At 42.2% G+C, this 3,725-nt stretch carries 3 protein-coding genes; all 3 read right to left on the minus strand.

Translation table 11 applies throughout. The features are described from left to right. Positions 1-125 precede the first annotated feature (125 nt). The 3 genes from P1P89_22595 to P1P89_22605 all read right to left on the minus strand — a co-directional run bounded on the left by P1P89_22595 (position 126) and on the right by P1P89_22605 (position 3,633). A complete protein-coding gene (locus tag P1P89_22595; protein ID MDF1594311.1) occupies positions 126-1,133 on the minus strand; it encodes a hydroxyacid dehydrogenase in 1,008 nt (335 codons plus the stop codon). A gap of 87 nt (positions 1,134-1,220) precedes the next feature. Continuing rightward, complete coding sequence (locus P1P89_22600; protein MDF1594312.1) at positions 1,221-2,114, minus strand: dihydrodipicolinate synthase family protein; 894 nt, start codon at positions 2,112-2,114, stop codon at positions 1,221-1,223. A 40-nt stretch (positions 2,115-2,154) separates the two neighbouring features. After that, positions 2,155-3,633: a tripartite tricarboxylate transporter permease gene (locus P1P89_22605; protein ID MDF1594313.1), complete on the minus strand. Its 1,479-nt coding sequence runs from the start codon at positions 3,631-3,633 to the stop codon at positions 2,155-2,157. Between the last annotated feature and the right edge of the window lie 92 nt (positions 3,634-3,725).

A 3,725-nucleotide genomic window follows, 5' to 3' on the forward strand; every position in this document is an offset into this window, starting at 1 on the left:
TAAACCTCGCTTCCGGCGGCCTTTCTCTTTGTCGGTTATTGTGAGACTTGCAGAGTCAATTAAATCGAGACGTAGCATGTTAGACCTTTTATAGATCTATAGCTAATTTGACAAATGGAAGATAATTAATCAGAGTCTGAAAGCACATTTCTGTTTATAAGATTGTCCGGACTTTCCCCTTTAAAGTATTGCAGAGCGTTATTGACCGCTGTGTGGCACATTCGTTCCCAACATTCTTTGGTATTGCCACCTTGATGCGCGCTAAAAATAACATTTTCAAACTTCAAAAGCGGATCATTTTTTAAAGGGGGCTCGGGGTCCGATACATCAAGTGCTGCGCCGGCGATCTGACCTGTTTTAAGCACTTCACACAAATCTGAAGATACAACCAGAGCGCCTCTAGCGATATTAATCAGATAAGCATCCGGTTTCATCTGCTGCAGAGTTTGTTTATTCATCATCCCTCTGGTTTCATCCGTTAATGGGCAACATAATAACACATAATCTGAAACCGAAAGCAGTTTCTCTACAGACGTAGGATTAACACCATCTGCTTTCATCAGGTCAATATTAACGAATGGGTCGAATGCGTTCACATGAACGTCCATGGCTATAGCTCGTTTCGATAGTTGCCGACCAACAGCCCCATAACCTATAAGGCCCATCGTCTTTCCGTATATTTCAAAGCCTTGCAGGGCTTGATAAATATCTGCTCGACGAAACGGTTCACCAGAACACACTTTTTGATGGCATAAAACCAATCGTCTGGATATGGCCAGCATAAGCAAGATGCCTTGTTCCGCAACCGATATGGCATTGGTCCCCGGCGCATTGGTAACCAGTACACCGTGATCAGTGGCAGCCGCTATATCTACCATGTCTGTTCCGACGCTGGTTCGAGCCAGTATCTTCAGACGCGATGCCGCTTCAAAGAACTGAGTCGTGTACAAACGTTCAGGGCCGTGGCAGACTATCGCATCAAAGTCAGCAATCCGGTGGTTAAGTTCCTCAGCGTCAATATCCGGATTTAGATAAACCTCCGCAATTGATTCAAGTTTTTCGATGGCGGAAGGGGTCAGTTGAGCTCTCACTAACACTTTCGGCCGATTTAAAGAAGTTGAATTTTTTATCATTTGCAATATTGTGTCCTCAATCTTTTTATGAATACAGATATTAGTGGTAATTTACTTGACATTGGCAAAACAGGAATACCCATGGGATTATGGCAACCCCAGATAATCCAACAGCTCATACAACTCCTGACGAGTTGTCTCGTCAACCTCGGGTCCGGGATGGCGCATCTTCGTACAGCTCATCAAACCTCGACGTTTCATGATTTCTTTTCGAAGACTGATTAAAAGGCCTTCTGTGAATTGGTAGCGGATAATGGGGAGATATTTATAGAAAAGCTCAGATGCTTTTTTCTTTTCGCCCTCTTGCACAAAATTATACATATCGACAAAAATGTTTTGATAGGCAAACCCACTCATAGCACCACATCCACCCCTAATAAGTTCTTCATAAAGGAAAAGTCCCCCTAACCCGCCAAAGATTCCCAGTTTATCCCCACCTGGCATTTTCTTGAGAGCTGTGACTTTTTGCGGTGTAGGAGGATCTTCAAGCTTTAAATAGTTAATAATCTCAAAGTTGTTTGTTAACTTGATAATGAAATCTGCCGGCATATGCACACCTGTCACTTTCGGAAAATCTTGGACAACCAGAGGGATTTTCAAGTCTGAAGCGACTGCTTCATAATACCCATAGACTTTTTCCAGATTAGGTTTAGGCATCGGTGCCGGTGCTACCATAACGGCTGTAGCCCCAAGATCCTGTGCTTCTATACTGCGTTCTACTGCAAGGTGAGTTCCTGTTCCGCTCGTGCCAACAGTAACAGTAAGACGCCCATTGGCAGCCTTAACAACCTCTTCAATAACCAGCCGCCTTTCATTGTCGTTAAGCCGATTAGCTTCTCCTGTTACTCCCAGACAGACCACGCCCCTGCAACCATCCTGGACAGACAACTCCACCATACCGACAAGCGGTTCAAGATCAAGTCCTTCTCTTTCATCAAAAGGCGTAGGTAACATGTAATGTATTCCCTCTAATGCGGTCATAATTTTTTTTCTCCTTTACCTTTATTAATTCTATTTAAAACTACCGTTTATGAAATCCTATATTACGCTTGATTATGAAAAAAATTGACAAAACAGTAAGAAAGATAAAAATCCAACAAATGGGCGATCGGAAAAAAATTCCAAGGGTTCCTTTTGACAACAGCAAAGAACGTCGCATATTCTCTTCAAACATCGGACCCAAAATAAATGCGATAAGAAAAGGAGCGGCCGGTAAGTCGAAACACAACATGAAATATCCTAAAATACCCATTAAAATCATAATCAAAATGTCAAATGTACTGGTATTGACAGCATATGCCCCATAAAAACAGAGAACTAGGACAACTGGAAATAAGATAGATTTTCTTATGTATGCAATCTTTGAAAACCCTCTAATACATAGCTTGCCGGCAACAAACATCATTACAGAACTAAGCATAATGCCCATAAAAAGGGCATAAACAATTGAGATATGTTTTTGAAACAAGACAGGACCAGGTGTGAGGCCGTGAATCATAAGCGCACCGAGTAAAATAGCGGTTATAACATCACCGGGAACACCTAAAGCTAAAAGAGGTATCAGTGTAGAACCGCAACACCCATTATTTCCAGCCTCTGCGGCGGCAACACCTTCTATCTCTCCTTTACCAAAATTATGAGCAAATTTGGATGTACGTTTTGCTTCGCCATATGACATAAAAGCATTCGGAGCCCCACCAATACCGGGAATTGCGCCGATAACTACGCCCATAAGGCTACCTCGTATAATCGACTTAAAACACCGTTTGAACTCTGGGAATGTAACATTTTCATTGCTTGCTGTAAAAATTTTTTGTGATTGATCAAAACTTTCGCCAATATTTTTAAAGATTTCTGGTAACGCAAATACACCAATCAATACCGGTATAAAACCTAGCCCGCCCATAAGATCTGCTGAACTGAAGCAAAAACGATCAGTACCATATACCAAATCTAATCCAATCGTGGCCAAAAGTAGTCCCGTACAACCAGAGATGGCACCTTTTAGGAGAGAATCTCCTGATACACCGGCAATAACGGTCAGCGAAAAGCACATTAGTGTAAAAAATTCAGGGGGGCCAAATCGAAGCGCAAAGCTAGCAAAAAAACCTGCGAAAAAAATCAGGGATAAATTCGATATGAAATCAGCTATACAAGAAGAGTAAAGCGCTATTTGTAAAGCTTTGTTCGCTTCCCCTCTTTTAGCCATCGGATAACCATCCAAAACTGTACATGCGGCTGCTGGAGTCCCGGGTGTTTTTATTAGAATAGCTGATATAGAACCTCCATAAATTGATCCCTTATAGATGCCAATAAGTAGCAGCATCCCTGTAACGGGATCCATATAAAACGTAAACGGAAGAGCAAGCGCAACTGCCATGGTTCCTGTCATACCTGGAATTGCTCCAACGATTACCCCTAATAGCATTCCAAAAAAAATAGCCAAGAAATTATACCAAGATGCAAACAGGGCAAAGCCACTAGCAAGCTTCTCAAACATGAGCATACCACCTTAAGTCACATACCTCCGGCAAAGCCGGAGGCTTGAATATGTGAACCGCTCAAAGCGGATTGATTATTGACCACCTAAAG

It is taken from the genome of Desulfobacterales bacterium, assembly GCA_029211065.1.
Taxonomy (GTDB): domain Bacteria; phylum Desulfobacterota; class Desulfobacteria; order Desulfobacterales; family JARGFK01; genus JARGFK01.